Raw genomic sequence first — 843 nt, 5'->3', positions numbered from 1 at the left:
AAAACGCGCCCGAGAGGAGTCGAACCCCTAACCTCTTGATCCGTAGTCAAACGCTCTATCCAATTGAGCTACGGGCGCATATGGTGCCGAGGGCGGGGGTCGAACCCGCACGGTGGTCACCCACCGCAGGATTTTAAGTCCTGTGCGTCTGCCTGTTCCGCCACCCCGGCATGTCATATTGAAAATTGGAGCGGAAGACGGGATTCGAACCCGCGACCCCAACCTTGGCAAGGTTGTATTCTACCACTGAACTACTTCCGCAAGACATGTATGAGTTATTTTATTAAAAGTGCGGGTGAAGGGAGTCGAACCCCCACGCCAAAGGCGCTAGATCCTAAGTCTAGTGCGTCTGCCAATTCCGCCACACCCGCATATTAATTATTTAAAGAAAAAATGAGGCGACTGATGGGAATCGAACCCACGAATGCCGGAGCCACAATCCGGTGCGTTAACCACTTCGCCACAACCGCCATGATTTTCTGGTGCCGACTAGAGGACTTGAACCCCCAACCTACTGATTACAAGTCAGTTGCTCTACCAATTGAGCTAAGTCGGCTAAATGGTGGAGGATGACGGGATCGAACCGCCGACCCCCTGCTTGTAAGGCAGGTGCTCTCCCAGCTGAGCTAATCCTCCATTTGCCTGGCAACGTCCTACTCTCACAGGGACAAGGTCCCAACTACCATCGGCGCTAGAGAGCTTAACTTCCGTGTTCGGTATGGGAACGGGTGTGACCTCTCTGCCATCATTACCAGACTGTATTCATTTAAGACAAGAATCATTATAACTTATTTAACTTTTAAAGTCAACAAGTTTTTTATATTCTTTCAAAACTAGATAACA

The 843-nt window shown here is 49.9% G+C and carries 7 tRNA genes and 1 rRNA gene; all 8 read right to left on the bottom strand.

Annotation, left to right across the window (positions count from 1 at the left end):
- Positions 1–4: 4 nt before the first annotated feature.
- A tRNA-Arg gene (locus KI356_RS26890) sits at positions 5–78 on the bottom strand.
- A 3-nt stretch (positions 79–81) separates the two neighbouring features.
- Positions 82–170, bottom strand: a tRNA-Leu gene (locus KI356_RS26885).
- Between the two features lie 16 nt (positions 171–186).
- Positions 187–261, bottom strand: a tRNA-Gly gene (locus tag KI356_RS26880).
- 29 nt (positions 262–290) lie between these two features.
- Positions 291–371 (bottom strand) — tRNA-Leu (locus KI356_RS26875).
- Positions 372–397: 26 nt separating this feature from the next.
- A tRNA-His gene (locus KI356_RS26870) sits at positions 398–470 on the bottom strand.
- A gap of 10 nt (positions 471–480) precedes the next feature.
- A tRNA-Thr gene (locus KI356_RS26865) sits at positions 481–556 on the bottom strand.
- A gap of 4 nt (positions 557–560) precedes the next feature.
- Positions 561–636, bottom strand: a tRNA-Val gene (locus KI356_RS26860).
- A gap of 4 nt (positions 637–640) precedes the next feature.
- Positions 641–756: ribosomal RNA gene (gene rrf / locus KI356_RS26855) — 5S ribosomal RNA — on the bottom strand.
- Positions 757–843: the final 87 nt, after the last annotated feature.

Origin of the sequence: Bacillus hominis (assembly GCF_018332515.1) — a bacterium.
In the GTDB taxonomy this organism is placed as follows: Bacteria; Bacillota; Bacilli; order Bacillales; family Bacillaceae_G; genus Bacillus_A; species Bacillus_A hominis.
This window is presented reverse-complemented; position numbering and strand designations above follow the sequence as displayed.